At 57.6% G+C, this 20,420-nt stretch carries 12 protein-coding genes; 8 read left to right on the top strand and 4 right to left on the bottom strand.

Annotated elements, in window-relative coordinates:
- Window positions 1-96 precede the first annotated feature (96 nt).
- Window positions 97-1,668, top strand: a complete 1,572-nt coding sequence (locus JGC47_RS10695) for a TerC family protein (protein ID WP_004158334.1) — start codon at window positions 97-99, stop codon at window positions 1,666-1,668.
- 51 nt (window positions 1,669-1,719) lie between these two features.
- Here JGC47_RS10695 and asmA read toward each other — a convergent pair whose 3' ends face one another.
- The 3 genes from asmA to udk form a co-directional block, all read right to left on the bottom strand.
- Complete coding sequence (gene asmA / locus JGC47_RS10700) at window positions 1,720-3,567, bottom strand: outer membrane assembly protein AsmA (protein WP_004158335.1); 1,848 nt, start codon at window positions 3,565-3,567, stop codon at window positions 1,720-1,722.
- Window positions 3,568-3,695: 128 nt separating this feature from the next.
- Complete coding sequence (dcd, locus tag JGC47_RS10705) at window positions 3,696-4,277, bottom strand: dCTP deaminase (protein ID WP_004158337.1); 582 nt, start codon at window positions 4,275-4,277, stop codon at window positions 3,696-3,698.
- A 25-nt stretch (window positions 4,278-4,302) separates the two neighbouring features.
- Window positions 4,303-4,944: a uridine kinase gene (gene udk / locus JGC47_RS10710; protein ID WP_004158338.1), complete on the bottom strand. Its 642-nt coding sequence runs from the start codon at window positions 4,942-4,944 to the stop codon at window positions 4,303-4,305.
- Window positions 4,945-5,217: 273 nt separating this feature from the next.
- Here udk and JGC47_RS10715 point away from each other — a divergent pair, with 273 nt between their 5' ends.
- From JGC47_RS10715 to yegD, 3 genes are all read left to right on the top strand, one after another.
- Window positions 5,218-5,904 (top strand): phosphatase PAP2 family protein, encoded by a 687-nt coding sequence (locus JGC47_RS10715; RefSeq protein ID WP_004158341.1) that lies wholly within the window; start codon window positions 5,218-5,220, stop codon window positions 5,902-5,904.
- A 98-nt stretch (window positions 5,905-6,002) separates the two neighbouring features.
- Window positions 6,003-8,549 (top strand): diguanylate cyclase, encoded by a 2,547-nt coding sequence (locus JGC47_RS10720; protein ID WP_004158343.1) that lies wholly within the window; start codon window positions 6,003-6,005, stop codon window positions 8,547-8,549.
- A 209-nt stretch (window positions 8,550-8,758) separates the two neighbouring features.
- Window positions 8,759-10,111: a molecular chaperone gene (gene yegD, locus JGC47_RS10725; RefSeq protein WP_004158344.1), complete on the top strand. Its 1,353-nt coding sequence runs from the start codon at window positions 8,759-8,761 to the stop codon at window positions 10,109-10,111.
- Between the two features lie 39 nt (window positions 10,112-10,150).
- On the opposite strand, the gene JGC47_RS10730 is transcribed toward yegD, so the two are convergent.
- A complete protein-coding gene (locus JGC47_RS10730; RefSeq protein WP_004158345.1) occupies window positions 10,151-11,113 on the bottom strand; it encodes an aldo/keto reductase in 963 nt (320 codons plus the stop codon).
- 251 nt (window positions 11,114-11,364) lie between these two features.
- Here JGC47_RS10730 and JGC47_RS10735 point away from each other — a divergent pair, with 251 nt between their 5' ends.
- The 4 genes from JGC47_RS10735 to baeS all read left to right on the top strand — a co-directional run bounded on the left by JGC47_RS10735 (window position 11,365) and on the right by baeS (window position 20,419).
- On the top strand, window positions 11,365-12,582 hold the full coding sequence (locus tag JGC47_RS10735; protein WP_004158346.1) for an MdtA/MuxA family multidrug efflux RND transporter periplasmic adaptor subunit: 1,218 nt from the start codon (window positions 11,365-11,367) through the stop codon (window positions 12,580-12,582).
- On the top strand, window positions 12,582-15,701 hold the full coding sequence (locus tag JGC47_RS10740) for an MdtB/MuxB family multidrug efflux RND transporter permease subunit (RefSeq protein ID WP_004158347.1): 3,120 nt from the start codon (window positions 12,582-12,584) through the stop codon (window positions 15,699-15,701). The genes JGC47_RS10735 and JGC47_RS10740 overlap by 1 nt, the downstream gene beginning before the upstream one ends.
- Window positions 15,698-18,772, top strand: a complete 3,075-nt coding sequence (mdtC, locus tag JGC47_RS10745) for a multidrug efflux RND transporter permease subunit MdtC (protein WP_004158348.1) — start codon at window positions 15,698-15,700, stop codon at window positions 18,770-18,772. The genes JGC47_RS10740 and mdtC overlap by 4 nt, the downstream gene beginning before the upstream one ends.
- Before the next feature lie 261 nt (window positions 18,773-19,033).
- On the top strand, window positions 19,034-20,419 hold the full coding sequence (gene baeS / locus JGC47_RS10750) for an envelope stress sensor histidine kinase BaeS (protein ID WP_004164443.1): 1,386 nt from the start codon (window positions 19,034-19,036) through the stop codon (window positions 20,417-20,419).
- Window position 20,420 lies beyond the last annotated feature (1 nt).

Consider the following 20,420-nt stretch of genomic DNA (forward strand, 5'->3'; position numbering starts at 1 on the left):
AGTCTGGCACAACCTGTAAAGTCCCCATCACCGGGTTGAAATGTCCACACATACCGCCCATCATGGATTTATCAACCATCTCATTAAGGTGAAATAATGTTCGAATGGATTGCCGATCCGTCAATTTGGGCTGGCCTGGTCACGTTGGTGGTGCTGGAATTGGTATTGGGCATTGATAACCTGGTGTTTATTGCCATTTTGGCGGAAAAACTGCCCCCGGCCCTGCGCGACCGCGCACGCATGACCGGCTTATCACTGGCATTAGGCATGAGACTGCTGCTGCTGGCTGGCGTCACCTGGCTGTCATCACTGACTTCACCATTATTCAGCCTGAGCGGTCATCTTTTCAGCGCTCGCGATATCATTATGTTGCTGGGTGGTTTATTCCTGCTGTTTAAGGCTACGATGGAACTGAACGAGCGGCTGGAGGGCAAAGATCAGGAGGATAGCCTGCAAAAGCGCGGTGCCCGCTTTTGGCCGGTCGTCGCGCAAATCGTGGTGCTTGACGCCGTATTCTCTCTGGACTCCGTCGTCACCGCCGTTGGCATGGTTGACCAGCTGGCCGTAATGATGGCGGCAGTCATTATCGCCATTTCGTTGATGATATTAGCCAGCAAGCCGTTAACCGCTTTCGTTAACCATCATCCGACTCTCATTATTTTGTGTCTGAGCTTTCTGCTGATGATTGGATTCAGTCTGGTCGCAGACGGTTTTGGCTACGCTATTCCAAAAGGCTATCTGTACGCAGCCATTGGCTTCTCTGTAATTATTGAAGCACTTAATCAACTGGCACGGTTCAACCGCCGTCGGTTCCTTTCGGCACAATATCCGTTACGTAAACGCACGGCGGATGCGGTATTAAGGCTATTACGTGGGCAGCCTGACCAGGCCGAACTGGATGCAGAAACCTCTTCGCTGGTGGCAGATCATAGCGGACGTAAGGCCATTTTCAATAAACAGGAACGTATGATGATCGCGCGCGTACTGGCAATGGGCCAGCGTAGCGTGAGCAGCATTATGACCACCCGCCATGATATTCAGCATATCGATCTGGCCGAGTCGGCGGAGAAAATCCTGGCACAGCTTGATGCTAATCAACATACGCGCCTGCTGATAACCGAAAACAGTGACGAGCCGCTGGGAGTCGTGCATGTCATCGATCTGCTGAAGCAGGCGCTTCATGATCGCCCCATCGATCTGCGCGAGCTGGTGCGCCAGCCGCTGATCTTTCCTGAAAGGCTGCCTCTGTTGCCGGCACTGGAGCAATTCCGAAGCGCTCGCACCCACTTTGCTTTTGTGGTCGATGAGTTTGGCTCGCTGGAAGGGGTGGTCACGCTCAGTGACGTGATGGAAACCATTGCAGGTTACCTGCCCAACGAAAGTGAAAAAAACGATCCGCGTCATGATATCCAGCAGCTTAACGATGGCAGCTGGACCGCAAATGGCCATATGCCGCTGGAAGATCTTGTGATGCACCTGCCGCTACAGCTCAATGAGAAGCGCGACTATCATACGCTGGCGGGACTATTGATGGAGCATCTGCAGCATGTTCCCTCGGAAGGCGAAGAGGTAGAGGTCAGTGGCTATCTGTTTCGCACCCTGCGGGTTGCCAGCCACAGGGTACAGAAGGTACAGATTATTCCGTTACCGTTGCAGGGGTCGCTTTGAAACCGAAGATGCGCCCCGCCCCACTGCATCAGTGGTGGCGATAGCCCGCCATCACAGCTCGTTGATCAACTTTTTAACGTCACTGCTATCAGACTTGTCAGGGTTACGCTTCACCCATTTTTGCAGGCGATGCCGCGCTTCGTCACGCGCCTGCTGGCGCAGCAGCTGGTCCACTTTCAGGTTGTAATTGACAGCCGACCACGGCCCGTAAACCCTGAGTGGCACCGACAGTTGCTGCAAACGCTGCACCAGCGCGCTGTCTCCGCTCCAGCCTCCGGTGATCGTCACGCCAAACAACACGTCCAGCTGTTGATTGATGAGATCGATACTTCCGCTGGAGTTGTAGTTGAGCAGCGCCGAACTGGCGTCAAGCCGTGAGAAAGCAATCACCCCATTCTGCAGGGTAGCGCTTCCCTGCAGATGTTGCGGATTTGGCGTATCGTCGTCGCTCTTTCCACGCACTTTATCACTACTATTCTCTACCGCGCGCTGAACCATCTGCATCAGATTTAGCCCGGCAAACTGCGCGTTATCAAGGCTCAGTTCAGCCTGTCCTTGCCACTGATGCTTAAACGCGGCTATGTTCAGTCCATCCCCACTAAAACGTCCCCGGAGGGACAATGAACCGCTGACTACGTCCGGCAGCTCAAATCCTTTCAGCAGCGAACTCATGGCAATCTGCTTCAGCTCCGGGGTCAGGGTGACTTTGGTCTGTGCGCTGCGCGTATCCAAGGTGCCCGGCAGCGAGAAGCTCCCCCCTTCGCCCACCCCTTTGAAGGTGTCCACGGTCAGCAAACCCTGCCGGCTGGCAGCGTGCAGCAACACCTGATTCGCCTGCATCTGGTGCCAGCGAAGCCGATCCACTGCCAGCGTCAGCTGGCCGTCCAGCGCATTGAGAACGGAGTGAACATTGTCCGTCACCGGCACGCTGGCGATGACCGGCGCATGGCCGCTACGCGGTTCAGCCGCTGATGCGTCTTGCTCTATCGCGCCGGACAGGCCCAGCAGCGAATCAAGATCGATACTGTCGGCATGCAGATTTGCCAGCAGTTCGGGGTGCGGCCCCAGCGTTCCCGACAGGGTTCCTCTTAGCTGGCTGTCATTGGCGTTAAGATTGATTTCATCAAGACTGAAGCGTCCGGTCAGGCTATCCCAGCTGGCTTTCATCTGCGCCTTACCCAGAATACCGGCCGGCGGTAAATCGGCCCCCTTTAGCTGATAATCCAGTTGCTGAATTATCGCATTTACCCGCCGCGGGTAATCAGTAATATCCAGCTCGCTGCTCAAATCTACCTGCAGTTCGCGCTGGTCGCGGTGAACGCGGCTACTGATTTCAATATGCACCTGACGCGGTTGGGTCTGGTCAAGCGCCAGATTCAGATCGCGTACATTAATCTGCTCGCCGTTGCTCTGCTGCCACACCAGCAGGCCATCAGCAATTCGCAAATGGGAAATGTCGAATTTCCAGCCACGCGCAACATCATCAGAGGGCGAAAAGGTCCTACTGCCGGCTGGCCCGATCGGTGCATCAGCAGGGGGAAGGCTTTTGCTGTCCGGCGTCAGGCGTATTACCGCGCCTTTCAGCATTACCTGTTTCACCGAAAGTTGGTGGGAGAATAATGGCAAAAGATCCACGTCAAGACGCATATTAGCCGCGCTAACCACCGGCTGCTGCGCCCCGGGAGCGGTCACGGTGACCGGGCCGGACAGGATGCTAAGCTGCGGCCAGACATGCCAACGCAGTTCGCCGTTAAGCGCAAGGTGATAGCCGCTACGCTGCTCGACCTGGCGGACCATATAGGCGCGAAAATCGTTCGGATTCACCAGCACCACCAGCGCGGTCATTCCGGCAACCACCACGACCAGTAGTATCGCAAGTGTGGTAATAAACCTTTTCATGCCTGCTCCTTCACTCTTCATCTTGCCACTGACTGCCAGCACGGTTGCGCGTCACCCGGCGCGACGCCGGGAATTTACCGGGTAGCCACCTTCTGCAATCTTAACCTACAGGTGCACCTTTCGCTCATTTAGTCCTTATCGATGCGGCTGGCAACCGCGCCCTGTTGCCCTTTGTACTTGGCATCCAGTCGGCTGTTGTAGGGGCGGGCAGCAGGGCCTGAAAGCGGCTCAAAGCTTAACGCACCGATCAGCATGCCGGGGCGCAGCGCCAGCGGCAGTTTACCTGAATTATAGAACTCCAGGACGATACGCCCCTGCCAGCCGGGATCGATACGGTGTGCGGTAACGTGAACCATCAGCCCCAGGCGCGCCAGTGACGAGCGCCCGTCCAGCCAGCCGACCAGATTATCCGGTAAGGTCACCGACTCTAAGGTAACCGCCAGCGCCAGTTCGCCCGGATGCAGAAAGAACGCATCCCCTTCCGGCAGGACAATCTCATCACTCATCACGCGATCCAACGCCGCGCTGACCTCATCTTTAGGGCCACTTAAATCGATAAAAGCAGCGGTATGGCCGCGGAAAGTACGGAACTGGTTACCCAGGCGCACATCAACGGTCGCACCATTGATGCGCTCAACAGGCGGGCGCGGATCGATACTCAACTTGCCATTGTCGAGCCAGGCTTCAATATCGCGGTCACATAGTCTCATTCAGGAACTCCGGCATGCGCTTCGGTTATTCGAAGAACTGATTAATTTTCGCTTTCAGGATATCGATGGCAATACGATTTTTGCCGCCGCGCGGCACGATAATATCGGCGTATTGCTTAGAGGGTTCAATGAATTGCAGGAACATCGGCCGCACCGTTTTCTGGTACTGCGCCATCACCGAGTCCATCGACCGTCCACGCTCGTTGACATCACGCTTCATACGGCGCATCAGGCAAATATCGAGCGGGGTATCAACAAAGATGGAGAAATTCATCTCCTGACGCAAGCGGGCATCGGTCAATAGCAGGATCCCTTCCAGAATAATCACCTTCTTCGGTTCAAGGCGAACGCTTTGCTGCGTACGAGTATGCTCGACATAACTGTAAACCGGTAGATCGATAGCCTTGCCTGCTTTCAGCATCTGCAGGTGCTGTAAAAGCAGGCTGTGATCCATCGCGCTGGGATGGTCATAATTGGTTTTGACCCGCTCTTCCATGGTCAGATGACTCTGATCTTTATAATAGGCATCCTCGGGGATCACACCAATGTTTTCATCGCCGACACGCTCACGAACTTCACGATAAAGCGTACTGGCAATAAGACTTTTTCCCGAGGCGGATGCGCCTGCGATACCTACGATGACGCACTGATGCGACTTGTCAGCCATATTTCAAAGACCTGATTTCGAGACAGTATAAAGGGTAAGTATTCCCTGTTGATTTCCAGATACAGCATCGCCTCATCAGGCCAGTTAACGGTCAAATGATAGCAGACAACGCATCTGCAGCTGGAAATATGAAGGGAACAGCGCCGCAATTATAGGGAGTAACCCCTTATGATGCCAGAAAAAAGCACCTCAGGTCTTTTCAGACTTTACTCTTAGGTGGCAATCGCTTTCACCGCTAAACTGGGCAACAGAAAACAGTTATAAGGAATCAGAGTGTTCTGGCAATTTATACACCTTCTCACCTATTTGGGTGACAGCATGTTGCTGCTGCCCACCGCGACGATCATCACACTGTTGCTGTTCTGGAAAAGTGAAGATAAACGCAGCCCCTGGTACTGGCTACTGACATTCTGCACCGCCGGCGCGCTGGTCAGCCTGTCTAAAATCGCCTTCATGGGTTTTGGCATCGGCAGCGCCCGTTTCAACTTTACCGGTTTCAGCGGCCACAGTGCCATGTCGGCAACCCTGTGGCCAGTGATGCTATGGTTGATCAGCGCCCGGCTGAGCATTGGCTGGCGCCGGGTGGCGATAATCACCGGCTATTTCATTCCTTTGTCCATCGGTGTTTCACGTTTGGTCCTTCACTACCACTCAGACAGTGAAGTCATCAGCGGATTGTTACTTGGATTTATTCTGAGCAGCGTTTATCTGATCGGCCAGCGCCATAATCGCCTCCACGCCATCCCCACGACGCCACTGTGCCTTCTGCTGATAGTCCCCCTGCTGCTGATAACCGAGGGGCGCAAAGCCACCACTCAGCAATTCTTGCAACACATTTCTGCGCAGATTGCCGGCATTGAACACGCCTGGACGCGCGAGAAATTACTGGGTTCGGATCAGCAAACGGCAAGCGCCCGCCCACTGAGCGTCCTGTACGGGTCAATTAAATCACCTGAATAACACAGACATTGGGAATTAGCCTGAGTAACGATTATTTCTTATGCTAGCATGGTGCAAGATTTTAAGATTATGCCTAAAAGGCACCATGCCGGAGAGTAATGTCGACAGATAATTCAAGACCGTTGCTGCAACTGCGCTCGCTCTGTCTTAACGCGCTACTGTTTGCCTGTTTGAGCTTCGTGCTCACTTTATACTGCCTTGAACTTATTAAAGTCATCGGGCAGATTTCACCGCTGTGGTTTCCCACCGCGCTGATGACCGTGGTGGTGTTCCGCCACCCGACGCGAGATTTGCCGTATCTGCTGTCAGGTTGTGTGATTGGCTTAACATGCGCTAACGTTTTATTCAGCGGTTTTTCGTTATCCAGCCTGGTCTTTCCGCTGGTCAATCTGCTACAGGCGCTGGCAGGGGGAATGCTCCTGCGTAGGTTGCTGGACCGAAACTCCCCGCTTAACTCGTTGTTGAGCTGGCTAAAAATGGTGGTGGTGGCGGGCATTTTCATCTCTGTGCTCGGGGGAGTGATGGCTTACTGGTTATTGCAGCCAGCCGCAAACAGCACGCTTCATTTTCTTACTACCTGGACCCTCTCAGAAGCCATTGGCATGCTGGCATTGGGGCCGGTCGGCCTGCTGTGGCAAACTGATTATGTCCGTCGTCATCTGCGGCAGACTATCCTGGTTGAAACCCTGCTGACGTTAATGGCCACCCTCACCCTCTGCTGGCTGACGCTGCGCTATGCCCCTTCGCCATTTACCTTTGTGGTGGTGATCCTGTTTTACAGCGCGGTACGCCTGCCGCGCTTTGAAGCATTCGTTGTTTATCTGGCCACTATTTCAATGATGTCGTTGATGCTGGCTTTTCAGATGATTACCCGCGATACCTCCAGCTTACAGCAGCTGATTGCCATGCCGTGGGTACCGTTCCTGTTAGCACTCATCCCCAGTCATATGATGACGCTGGTCATGCATTCGTTTCGCGAAGAGCGGAAACACATTTCAGAAAGCGAGACCCGCTTTCGCCACGCCATGGAGTACTCGGCCATTGGTATGGCGCTGGTGTCCACCGGTGGACAGTGGCTAAAAGTGAATCAGTCGCTGGCTAAATTTTTTGGCTATACCCCGGAAGAACTGTATAACCTCACCGCGCAGCAGCTGACCCATCCGGACGACCTGGCTGCCGGAATAACCCAGGCCCGCTCGCTGCTGGCCGGTGAGATTGAAACCTACAGTCAGGAAAAACGCTATTTACGTGAGGATGGTGAGATCGTCTGGGCGCTGGTGGCCGTATCGCTGGTTCGCGACAGCGAGCAGCAGCCGCTCTATTTTATCGCGCAAATTGAAGACATTAGCGAACTCAAACAGACTGAAAACATCAATAAACGTCTGATGGAACGCATCACGCTGGCCAATGAAGCTGGCGGCATTGGCGTGTGGGAGTGTGATTTGCAAAGCGGTATGATCAGCTGGGATAAGCGCATGTTCCAGATTTATCAGCTACCAAAAGATTCACCGATGACCTTTACAACCTGGGAAGAGCGCCTGCACCCCAACGACAGGGAAATAGCAATTGCCCGATTCGATAATGCAATCAAGCATGCAGTGCCGGTCGATATCGAATTTCGCATCGTCACCGACCATGGTGTGCGCCACATCCGCAGCCAGTGCAATACCGTATGCGACGACAAAGGTCGCGTTGAGCGCATGCTCGGCGTTAACCAGGACATCACCTCCGTGCGGTTGCTGACCGACGCGCTCTACCAGGAAAAAGAGCGCATGCATATCACGCTAGATGCCATCGGCGAAGCGGTGATCAGCACCGATGAAAAGATGCGGGTTGCCTTTATGAACCCGGTGGCGGAAAAGATGAGCGGCTGGCTGCAACATCAGGCTTCAGGTAAGCCGATAAGCGATATTCTGCGCTTGACTCACGGCAGCGATGGCCCGGCAGCGGAGGATTTGCTTAGCTGCGATCTGGCGCAGCTGAAGAAATCAGCCGGCATGGATACCGAGCTGGTGCTGCATAACCGTTCCGGTCATCAGTTTGCGGTTAATTTCAGCCATTCACCGCTGAAAACCCTGAAAGGAGAAAGTATCGGCAGCGTCATGGTCATCCAGGACGTTAGCGAGGCGCGAGAAATGATGAGACGCCTGAGCTACAGCGCTTCGCACGATATGCTGACCCGCCTGCCCAATCGCGCCAGCTTTGAGCATCAGCTGAAGCTGTTAGTGCAGTCCAGCCCTGAACAGCAGCAACATGCGCTGGTATTTATCGACCTCGACCGTTTCAAAGCGGTCAACGATAGCGCCGGACATGCGGCCGGCGACAGACTGCTGCGTGAAATTTCAGCAGTCATGAAGAAGATGCTGCGCGCTGATGACGTCCTTGCGCGCCTGGGAGGCGATGAGTTCGGTGTGCTGATGCCAGCATGCCCGACAGAGCTGGCCGGCAAAATCATCGGCTCGGTGTTAGACGCGGTTAACACCTATCCTTTCCTGTGGGATGGCCGTGAGCACCGCATCGGTGCCAGTGCCGGACTGACGCAAATCAGCGCCGACAACGCCAATATCAATGAATTAATGGCCCAGGCTGACCGCGCCTGTTATCACGCCAAACACAGCGGGCGCGGTCGGCTTTCCGTGTACTGATACCGCCATCAACCTCAAGGCCGCGGCTGGTCAGTCGCCGGGCGCAACGGCAAAGACCGTCCTCTTTTGACCCGTACGGCTCACCTCTTACTGAGCACGGTTGATCGCGTTGGTCAGCGGTTATGAACGTGCGCAAGCCGCTGTTGCTTGCGTGGCCTGCACACTCAGGCTAAAGTCCTCCCTTTTTTTCACACTCAGCGGAGGAAACGATGTTTATCGGTTTCGATTACGGAACGGCAAACTGCTCAATGGCCATTATGGATAACGGCGCACCCAGGCTGCTGCCGTTAGAGCAGGACTCGCCTTATTTACCTTCAATGCTGTGTGCACCAACCCGCGATGCGGTAAGTGAATGGCTGTTCCGTCATCATCAGGTGCCAACTCCACAGGCAGAGAATCAGGCGCTGCTACGCCGCGCTCTGGCTGGCAACCGTGAAGAAGATATTGAGGTCCTGCCCGGCAGCGTCAGATTTGGTCTGGCGGCGATGGCACAGTACATGGAGGACCCGGAAGAAGTCTGGTTTGTTAAATCGCCTAAATCCTTTCTCGGTACCAGCGGTTTAAAGCCACAGCAGGTGGCCTTATTTGAAGACCTGGTCTGCGCCATGATGCTACATATTCGTCAGACGGCGGAAAACACACTTAACGACAGCGTCACCCAGGCGGTGATTGGTCGCCCGGTGAACTTTCAGGGGCTGGGTGGCGATGAGGCCAACCGTCAGGCCGAGGGCATTCTGGCGCGCGCCGCCAGCCGCGCCGGATTTCAGGACGTGGTCTTTCAGTTCGAACCGGTGGCAGCGGGGCTGGACTTTGAAGCGACACTGAAAAAAGAGACCCGCGTGCTGGTGGTTGATATCGGCGGCGGCACCACCGACTGTTCCATGCTGCTGATGGGGCCGCAGTGGCACGACAAGGCCAATCGTGCGGACAGCCTGCTGGGTCACAGCGGCTGTCGCGTTGGCGGTAACGACCTGGACATCATGCTGGCGTTTAAGGAACTGATGCCGCTGCTCGGCCTGGGTGGGGAAACAGTGAAAGGCACCGCGCTGCCCGCCCTGCCGTGGTGGAATGCCGTGGCGGTCAACGATGTTCCGGCACAAAGCGACTTTTACGCCGCCGCATCGCGCAAGCAGTTGCAGGATCTGATCCGTGATGCCGCCGATCCGCACAAAGTGCAGCGACTGCTGAAAGTGTGGCAACAGCGGCTCGGCTACCGGCTGGTACACTCGGCGGAAGAGAGCAAAATTGCCCTGTCGCAGCATCCGCAGGTGCTGACCGCACTGGACTTTATCGATAGCGGGCTGGAAACCGGGATTAGCGCAGCGGGATTAGAAGCGGCTATCAGCCAGCCGCTGGAACGCATTCAGGAGCAGGTGACGCTGGCGCTGACCACCAGCGGCACCCGTCCTGAGGTGATTTACCTGACCGGCGGCAGCGCCAAATCTCCGGTGCTGCGGGCGGCGCTGCAACAGCAGCTGCCAGATATTCTGCTAACCAGCGGTGATGATTTCGGTTCAGTGACCGCCGGCCTGGCACGCTGGGCGCAGGTAATGTTCAGATGATCGCCTCCGGGTGGGCTTTAATGCACCCGCCCATCGCTTTCAATAGTGGCTCGCATCCGACAGCAGACGCAGATCCTCATCCTTCAGCTTCAGCACGGCAGCCTTCGCCAGCTCATCAACCTGAGCCAGCGAGGTGGCGCTGACGATAGGCGCGGTGATCCCCGGGCGTGCAATCTGCCACGCCAGCGCCACCTGAGTGGGTGAAGCGTGATACGTTTCGGCCACCTGTACCAGCGCGTCAACAATTTTCAGCCCGCGTTCATTCAGGTATTTATCGACCACATCCTTGCCACGGGCGCTCTTCGCGGCATCCTTTTTGCTACGGTATTTACCACTCAGGAAGCCGCTGGCGAGTGAATAATAGTTAATCACCCCCAGCCCGTGTGCCGTGGCGACCTGCTCAAGGCCGCTTTCATATTCGGCACGGTCATAGAGATTGTATTCCGGCTGCAGGGTTTCATAACGTGCCAGGCCGTGCTCTGCACTGATTTGCAGCGCTTCTTGCAGGCGTTCGGCCGAGTAATTAGACGCACCGATAACCCGCACTTTACCCTCTTTAACCAGCGCGTCGAATGCCCCCAGCGACTCCTGTAGCGGCGTATCCTGATCGTCGCGGTGTGCCTGATAAAGGTCAATATAGTCAGTTCGCAGGCGCTTCAGGGAGGCTTCCACCGCCTGACGAATATACTTCGCCGCCAGCCCGGTTTTACCGTCACCCAAATCCATACCGACTTTAGTGGCAAGGATAATCCGATCGCGCTTGCCGCTGTGCTGCAGCCAGTTGCCGATAATCGTTTCTGATTCGCCGCCCTGATTGCCGGGCGCCCAGCGCGAATAAACGTCGGCCGTGTCAATAAAATTTAATCCTTTCTCCAGCAGCGCGTCGAGCAGTGAAAACGACGTTTTTTCGTCGACAGTCCAGCCAAATACATTGCCACCAAAGGTCAGTCGCGGAACCTGAATAGCGGACCGGCCCAGCGAGCGCAGATCTGAATAACTCATTATGATTCTCCTGATTGATAAGTGGATAACGCAGCTGATAAGACTGGCAAACAGCGTTGCATGCGCTGCGTTGATTTGTAGCATACCATTTGCCAATACTAAATTTTCTCACCGTAGCAGCTCTTATTTAAGCCGTTATCCTTATTTCCTTCATTTTTCAGCGCCTGAAATTCGCTATCCTTGCCAGCCTGGGGGCAAGCCCTAATCCCGCCCCGCGCCCTGCTTTAATTTCACGGAGAGTAGCACCCAGGATGAAAACACCCCGACGTTTCCCCCTTATCGCCTTGACGGTCGCCGCCGTGCTGACGGCTGCCGCGCTTTACTGGTGGTACAGTCACAGCACGGCATCGACGGTGCAAAACCGCCAGGGGACAGAACAGCAGCGGGCCAGCAACAGCCAGGGTAGCGCAAAGCGCGCGGGCAATGCGCCGCCGGTTCAGGCCGCTGAGGCGCTACGTCAGAACGTGCCGCAGTATTTGTCCGGGCTGGGCACGGTGACTGCGGCCAATACCGTAACGCTGCGCAGCCGGGTCGATGGCGACCTAGTCGCCCTGCATTTTAACGAAGGACAAGAGGTCGCAGCCGGGCAGCTGCTGGCTGAAATCGATCCGCGCCCGTACGAGGTCGCTTTAATGCAGGCCGAGGGACAGCTGGCGAAAGATCGGGCAACGCTGACCAATGCCCGCCGCGACCTGGCGCGTTATGAAAAACTGGCGCAAACCCAGCTGGTTTCTGCCCAGGAGCTTGACACCCAGCGCGCGCGCGTCAGTGAAACGCTTGGCACGATCAAAGCGGACGAAGGCAGCGTGGCCAGCGCCAGGCTCAACCTGACCTACAGCCGCGTGACCGCCCCGATTGCTGGCCGGGTCGGCCTGAAGCAGGTCGACGTTGGCAATTATGTCAGCAGTGGCGATGCCAATGGCATTGTGGTGATTGCTCAGACTCATCCTATCGATCTGGTCTTCAGCCTGCCGGAAAGCGATATCGCCAGCGTCCTTAGCGCACAGAAAAACGGCAAGCTGCCGGTAGAAGCCTGGGATCGCAATAACAAAAACCTGCTGACCCGGGGAACGCTGCTCAGTATGGACAACCAGATCGACAGCACCACTGGCACCGTCAAGCTGAAAGCGCGCTTTGATAATCAGGACGACCGCCTGTTCCCCAACCAGTTTGTTAACGCACGGCTGAAGATCGGCACGCTGGAAGATGCCATCGTTATCCCGGCGGCGGCATTGCAGATGGGCAACGAAAGCCACTTTGTCTGGGTGATTAACGGCGACAGCACGGTCAGCAAAAAAATCGTGGCGTCCGGCCTGCAGGGCAGCGGGCAAGTGGTGATTAGCGCCGGGCTGCAAGCCGGTGAAAAAGTCGTGACCGACGGTATTGACCGCCTGACCGATGGCGCGCAGACAGAAATCGTGCCCGCTCAGGCCAGCACCCCGCTGCCCGCCAGTGGAGCCAGCAGCTGATGCAGGTTATGCCCCCATCGCCCGGCGGCGGCCCGTCACGCCAGTTTATTCTAAGGCCGGTCGCCACCACGCTGCTGATGATAGCCATTTTACTTGCCGGGATTATTGGCTACCGCGCCCTGCCGGTTTCTGCGCTGCCGGAGGTAGATTATCCCACCATCCAGGTGGTCACGCTGTACCCGGGGGCCAGCCCGGACGTGGTAACCTCGGCAATTACCGCCCCGCTGGAGCGCCAGTTCGGGCAGCTGTCCGGTCTGAAACAGATGGACTCGCAAAGCTCGGGCGGCGCCTCGGTGATCAACCTGCAATTCCAGCTGAACCTGGCTTTGGATGTTGCCGGGCAGGAAGTACAGGCGGCGATAAACGCCGCGACCAACCTGCTGCCAGACGACCTGCCCAACCAACCGGTTTACAGCAAGGTCAATCCGGCCGATCCGCCGATGATGACGCTGGCCGTCACCAGCTCCACCATGCCAATGACCCAGGTTGCCGATATGGTGGAAACCCGCGTGGCGCAGAAGATATCCCAGGTTTCCGGCGTGGGCCTGGTGACGCTTTCCGGCGGACAACGCCCGGCGGTGCGGGTGAAACTGAACGCGCCGGCGCTGGCCGCGCTCGGCATCAGCAGCGAAACGGTGCGCAGTGCGATCGGCAATGCCAACGTCAATTCGGCAAAAGGCAGCCTCGATGGCCCGGAACGTTCAATTACCCTGTCAGCCAACGACCAGATCAAAACCGCTGATGGCTTCCGCCAGCTGATTATCAGCTATCAAAACGGATCGCCGGTACGCCTCGGCGATGTCGCAACGGTTGAACAGGGGGCGGAAAACAGCTGGCTGGGTGCCTGGGCCAACCGCCAGCCGGCAATCGTGCTGAACGTGCAGCGCCAGCCGGGGGCCAACATTATTGCCACCGCCGATCATATCCGTCGCCTGCTGCCGTCACTGACCGCCTCGCTGCCAAAATCGGTCGAGGTTAAGCTGCTTAGCGACCGCAGCAGCCTGATCCGCGCCTCGGTGCGTGATGTGCAGTTCGAGCTGCTGCTGGCGCTGGCGCTGGTGGTGATGATTATCTCCCTTTTTCTGCGCAACCTGGCGGCTACCCTGATCCCGGCGGTGGCGGTACCGCTGTCGCTTATTGGCACTTTTGCGGCGATGTATTTCCTCGGTTTTTCGCTCAACAATCTGACGCTGATGGCGCTAACCATCGCCACCGGCTTTGTGGTCGATGACGCCATCGTGGTGGTGGAAAATATCTCACGCCACCTCGAAAAGGGCGATAAACCGCTGGCGGCGGCGCTGAAGGGAGCGGGCGAAATCGGCTTTACCATTATTTCACTGACTTTCTCGCTGATTGCGGTGCTGATCCCGCTGCTGTTTATGGGCGACATCGTCGGCCGCCTGTTCCGCGAATTTGCCGTCACCCTGGCCGTGGCGATCCTGATTTCGGCGTTTGTCTCACTGACGCTGACGCCGATGATGTGCGCCCGAATGTTAAGCGCCGGGTCGCTGCGCCAGCAGAACCGCTTCTCGCGCGCCAGCGAAGCGCTGTTTGACCGCATCATTGCCCGCTATGGCCTCCTGCTGCAACGCGTGCTGCATCATCCCTGGCTAACGCTCGGCGTGGCGCTTGGCACCCTGGCGATCACCGTGCTGCTGTGGATCAGCATCCCGAAGGGGTTTTTCCCCCTGCAGGATAACGGCATCATCCAGGGTACGGTGCAGGCCCCACAATCGGTTTCCTATGCCAATATGGCGCAGCGCCAGCAGGCGGTGGCCTCGGTAATTATGCAAGATCCGGCGGTACAAAGTCTGACCGCCTTCGTCGGCGTGGACGGCAGCAATCCGGCGATCAACAGCGGACGGCTGCACATTAACCTGAAACCGCTGGACCAGCGCGACGACCGTATCAGCGCAGTGATAGCTCGCCTGCAACAGCAGGTTGCAAAGCTGCCCGGCATCCGGCTCTACCTGCAGCCGGTGCAGGATCTGACCATTGATACCCAGGCCAGCCGCACCCAGTACCAGTTCACCTTACAGGCCGGCTCGCTCGACGCGCTTAGCCTGTGGGTCACTAAACTGCTGGCGGCGTTGCAGGGTTTACCTGAACTGCGGGACGTCAGCAGCGACTGGCAGGATCGGGGGCTGGAAGCTTACATTCGCGTTGATCGTGACAGCGCCAGCCGCCTCGGCATTTCGCTGGCCGATGTGGACAACGCGCTGTATAACGCTTTCGGCCAGCGGCTGGTGTCCACCATTTTTACTCAGGCAAACCAGTATCGCGTGGTGCTGGAACACGACACGGCGGCCACGCCGGGGCTGGCGGCGTTGCAGAACGTGCGTCTGAAAAGCAGCGATGGCGGCAGCGTTCCGTTGAGCGCCATTGCCAGCGTTGAACAGCGTCATGGCGCACTGAGCATTAATCACCTCGACCAGTTCCCGTCCACCACTTTCTCGTTCAACGTCAGCGACGACGCTTCGCTGGAACAGGCGGTGGATGCCATTAGCCTGGCGCAGCAGAAACTGGCGATGCCAGCGGATATTACCACCCGGTTTCAGGGCAGCACGCTTGCCTTTAAGACGGCGCTTGCCAACACCGTATGGCTGATCGTCGCCGCTATTGTGGCGATGTATATTGTGCTTGGCGTGCTGTATGAGAGCTTTATCCACCCGGTGACCATCCTTTCTACCCTGCCTACCGCCGGTGCCGGTGCGTTGCTGGCACTGATGATCGCCGGCAACGAGCTGGATGTGATCGCCATCATCGGTATCATTCTGCTTATCGGCATAGTAAAGAAAAATGCCATCATGATGATCGACTTTGCGCTGGCTGCCGAGCGTGATCAGGGAATGATGCCGTATCAGGCCATCTATCAGGCCTGCCTGCTGCGCTTCCGTCCAATCCTGATGACCACGCTGGCCGCGCTGTTTGGCGCGCTGCCGTTGATGCTAAGTCACGGCGTGGGGGCCGAGTTACGGCGTCCGCTCGGCATCGCCATGGTCGGCGGGCTGGTGGTCAGCCAGGTGCTGACGCTGTTCACCACGCCGGTGATTTACCTGCTGTTCGATCGGCTGGCGCGGGCTGCCCGCCGTCGTATGATGCCACGGGTGACAGAGTGAAATTCCTCTCGCTGTTTATTTATCGCCCGGTGGCCACCAGCCTGCTGACGCTGGCGTTGGTACTGTCCGGGCTTCTCGGCTTTCGCATGCTGCCGGTCGCATCGCTGCCGCAGATGGATTTCCCGGTGATTGTGGTCAGCGCCTCGCTGCCCGGCGCTTCGCCGGAAACCATGGCCTCCTCCGTCGCCACGCCGCTGGAGCGGGCGCTCGGGCGTATTGCCGGCGTCAGCGAAATGACCTCCAGCAGCTCGCTCGGCAGTACCGAGGTGGTACTGATGTTTGACTTCGACCGCGATATTAACGGCGCGGCGCGCGACGTGCAGGGGGCGATTAACGCCGCCCAAAGCCTGTTGCCCAGCGGTATGCCGCGCCGGCCGAGCTATCGCAAGGTCAACCCCTCCGATGCGCCAATTATGATCATGACGCTCTCGTCGGATACCTTCTCTCCCGGACAGCTGTATGACTATGCCTCTACGCAGCTGGCGCAGCGCCTGTCGCAAATCGACGGCGTTGGCGATGTTACTATCGGTGGCAGTTCGCTGCCGGCAGTACGCGTCGATCTCAATCCGCAAGCGCTGTTTAATCAGGGCGTCTCGCTGGATGCGGTGCGCACGACCATTGCCAATGCCAACGTGCGTAGGCCACAGGGGGCCATTGACGATCGTCAACAGCGCTGGTGGCTGAAAACCAATGATGAGCTGCATACCGCCGCCGAATACCGGCCGTTAGTGATCCGCTATCATCAAGGTGCTGCGGTTCGCCTGCAGGATGTGGCGACCGTCACTGATTCGGTGGAAAATGTGCGCAACGCCGGGATGTCCAATGCCCGCCCGGCGGTTCTGGTGGTTATCCGTAAGTCACCACAGGCCAATGTTATCGATACCATTGACCGCATCCGCGATGAAGTGCCGCAGCTGCGTAAAACCATTCCTGCCGCCATTCAGCTTGAGATCGCCCAGGATAGCTCTGCGACCATCCGCGCTTCGCTGCATGAGGTGGAACAGTCGCTGGCGGTGTCCGTCGGGCTGGTTGTGCTGGTGGTGTTTGCCTTTCTGCGATCCGGGCGCGCCACGCTGATCCCGGCCGTTGCGGTGCCGGTTTCGCTGATCGGCACCTTTGCCGCCATGTATCTGTGTGGCTTCAGCCTGAATAATCTGTCGCTGATGGCGCTGACCGTGGCCAGCGGATTTGTGGTTGATGATGCCATCGTGGTGCTGGAAAATATCTCGCGCCACGTTGAAGCAGGTCTCAAGCCGTTGCAGGCCGCGCTGCTGGGGGGGCGTGAAGTGGGCTTCACCGTAGTATCCATGAGCGTCTCGCTGATAGCGGTGTTTATTCCATTGCTGATGCAAGGTGGCATAATCGGCCGCTTCTTCAGGGAATTTGCCATCACCTTGTCGGTGTCGATAGCCATTTCACTGGTGATATCGCTAACGCTGACGCCAGTGATGTGCGCCCGGCTGTTACGCAGCTCGGCGCCGCGCCAGCAGCCGCGCCGGCGTGGCTTCGGCCGGATGCTGCTGGTCGTTCAGCAGGGCTACGGCCGTGCGCTGCACCGGGTTCTTGATCACGCGCGCTGGGCGCTGCTGGTATTTGTCGCCAGCCTCGGCCTGACGGTGTACCTGTTCATTTCCATGCCAAAAACATTTATGCCGGAACAGGACACCGGGCGGCTGATGGGCTTTATCCAGGCCGATCAGAGTACTTCATTTCAGGCGATGCGCAGTAAGGTGGAACACTTTATGCGTGTCGTTCATGCCGATCCAGCGGTGGAAAGCGTGGTGGGCTTTACCGGTGGCTGGGAAACCAATAGTGGTGCCATGTTTATTGCGTTAAAACCGTTATCCACGCGCGGTGATAATGCGCAGCAGGTGATTGCCCGTCTGCGCAGCAAGCTGGCGAAAGAAGCGGGTGCCACCCTGTGGCTGAGGGCAGTACAGGATATCCGTATCGGGGCGCGTCAGTCTGATGGGGGTTATCAGTATTCGCTGCTGTCCGACAGCCTCGACGACCTGCGCCAGTGGCAACCTAAAATCCGCCGTGCTTTTGCATCCCTGCCTGAACTGGTGGACGTGAACTCTGACCAGCAGGATAAAGGGGCCGAAATGGCCCTGACCTATGACCGTACCCGCATGGCGCGGCTGGGCATTGACGTTGCCGATGTCAACGGCCTGCTGAACAACGCCTTTGGTCAGCGCCAGATTTCTACCATCTATCAGCCGCTCAATCAGTACCAGGTGGTGATGGGGGTCGATGCGCGTTACGCACAGGATATTAACGCGTTGAACCAAATGTATGTTACTAACCACCAGGGCCAGCCGATCCCGCTGTCATCGTTTGCCAGCTGGCAACCGGCTAATGCCCCGCTGTCGGTTGAACACGAGGGATTGTCGGCCGTCTCGACCCTCTCGTTCAATCTGCCGGAAGGGGTTTCACTGTCACAGGCCGCAGCCGCCATTGACCGCAGCGTTATCGCGCTCGGCATGCCCTCCAGCGTACGCGGCAGTTTTTCCGGGACGGCGGCCGTCTTTGAGCAGACGCAGAGCAGCCAGCTGTGGCTGATCCTCGCGGCGATTGCCACGGTATATATCGTGCTGGGAATGCTCTATGAGAGCTATGTGCATCCGTTAACCATCCTCTCGACCCTGCCCTCGGCGGGGATGGGCGCGCTGCTGGCGCTGAAGCTGTTTAACACGCCGTTCAGCCTGATTGCGCTGATTGGCATTCTGCTGCTGATTGGCATCGTCAAGAAGAACGCTATTATGATGGTCGACTTCGCCCTGCAGGCCCAACGCCAGGACGGGATGCCGGTGCGCGAGGCGATATTCCAGGCCAGCCTGCTGCGTTTCCGCCCGATTATCATGACCACACTGGCGGCAATGCTCGGCGCACTGCCGCTGGTGCTAAGCAGCGGCGACGGCGCGGAACTGCGCCAGCCGCTGGGGATCACCATTGTCGGGGGGCTGGTAGTCAGCCAGCTATTGACGCTGTTCACCACGCCGGTGGTCTATCTGTATATGGACAAACTGCGGCGCAAGCCGCGCTGGCGGCCGGTGCCGGCGCAAAGTTGACAGCATGGCAACCTCCCCCGCCCGGCGTGCAGGACGCTGTGGCTGAGGGCACGGGTCTTTTTTATGCAGCGGCTGGCTCACCGTGGGGGGAGGCGATATGTTCTTAAGCGATGGTGTTGTTCAGCATCGCTGTGCTGTGCGCTGCCCACCACGCCCAATGGCTGATCGTTGCGCGCGGGGTGCAGGACCGCCCTTATCTTCTGGCGCGCAACGCCAGATACCGCCCCTGATGCGCCGCTGGCGCGCCGGAGAAAGCATTAAATGTTGGCAAAAATCCGTATCGGCATTACCGCCAAGCTGTTCGCCGCCATTTTTTCTACCTGTATGCTGGTGCTGATCACCATGCACTGGGGAGTGCGGCTGAGTTTTGAACATGGCTTTATTGACTATATCAAGCGTGGCAACGAGCAGCGGCTGATTTTGCTGGCCGATGCGCTGGGTGATGAGTACCAGCAGCACGGTAGCTGGGACTTTCTGCGCAATAACACCAAGCTGGTTTATAACATCCTGCATTCAATGGAGCAAAATCCGGACGCCAGCACGCAGCTGCCGCCACACGGCTGGCGCACGCCGCTCTGGGTTATTGACCAGCAATCGCACGTCATGATCGGGCCGCGCACGCCGCTGCCGCCGGAAAGCCTGCGGCGGAGTATTATCACCAGCGACGGTGCGGTGGTCGGCTGGGTGATCGGCTCGCCCCCTGAACGGCTAACGCGCAGCGCCGATATCAACTTTGACCAGCAGCAAAAACGCACCAGCTGGATGATTGTCGGCCTGACAATGCTGCTTGCCGCGCTGGTTACCTGGCTGATGTCACGCGGGCTGCTGGCTCCGGTTAAACGGCTGGTGGCAGGCACCCATCATCTTGCCGCCGGGGATTTTACCAGCCGGGTTGAGGATTCCAGCCGTGACGAACTGGGCAGGCTGGCCCAGGACTTTAACCGCCTGGCCAGCACGCTGGAGAAAAACGAGAGCATGCGGCGCGCCTTTATGGCCGATATCTCCCACGAACTGCGCACCCCGTTAGCCATCATGCGCGGCGAGCTGGAAGCCATTCAGGATGGGGTACGAGAATTGACCCCGCAGTCGATTATCTCCCTGCAGGGCGAGGTCGCCACCCTGACCAAGCTGGTGGATGATGTACATCAGCTGTCGTTATCCGATGAAGGCGCGCTGGCCTATCGCAAAAGCCTGACCGACCTCGTACCGCTGCTGGAGCTGGTGTCGGGCAACTTCCGCCACCGCCTTGCGCAGCACCCCCTGACGTTAACGCTGGATCTGCCGCCGCATGCCGCCCAGTTCGGCGACGCTGGCCGGTTAATGCAGCTGTTTACCAACCTGTTCGAAAACAGTCTGCGCTATACCGATCCCGGCGGCAGTCTGCATATCACCTTACTACGATGTGCACACGGCAACGTGCTGCACTTTGACGACAGCGCACCGGGTATCAACGATCGGCAGCGGGCAGATATTTTTGACCGCTTCTACCGGGCGGACGCTTCTCGCAACCGTGCCAGCGGCGGGTCCGGGTTGGGGCTGGCTATCTGTCAGAATATCGTTGAAGCCCATGACGGCACAATCACAGCCGATCACTCTGCTGCCGGAGGCGTGAGAATTACGATACACTTACCGTATCAGGCACATTGAC

The organism is Erwinia amylovora (assembly GCF_017161565.1).
Taxonomy (GTDB): domain Bacteria; phylum Pseudomonadota; class Gammaproteobacteria; order Enterobacterales; family Enterobacteriaceae; genus Erwinia; species Erwinia amylovora.